The 292-nt window shown below is 37.7% G+C and carries 1 protein-coding gene; it reads right to left on the bottom strand.

Features of this window, described 5'->3' with window-relative positions; translation table 11 throughout:
* A partial coding sequence (locus JKP73_RS22805; RefSeq protein WP_267903284.1) for a Mur ligase family protein occupies window positions 1-292 on the bottom strand: 292 nt, incomplete at both ends.

Genomic DNA, 292 nt, shown 5'->3' with positions numbered 1-292 from the left:
TTCACTCCATAGGTGATAACATGTTGGGCAGTACTGCTTTTAAGAGGCGTACTAGCATCATCGTCCTGATTAATTACAGCATACTTTTGATTTTCTTCGCTATAGGTATTTCCTAATTGAGCAAATAACAGACTCTTTGCTCGTAAATAATCATCCAAATCCTTATGAAAATCTAGATGGTCCTGCGATAAGTTCGTAAAAATTGCAATGACATAATCACAACCATAGACACGGCCTTGGACTAACGCATGGGAAGACACTTCCATCATTACTTGGTTTACACCTTTATCAA

It is taken from the genome of Virgibacillus salexigens, assembly GCF_014905415.1.
Lineage (GTDB): Bacteria > Bacillota > Bacilli > Bacillales > Amphibacillaceae > Virgibacillus > Virgibacillus salexigens.
The sequence above is the reverse complement of the archived record's forward strand: the minus strand, read 5'-3'. Positions and strand labels throughout refer to the sequence as shown.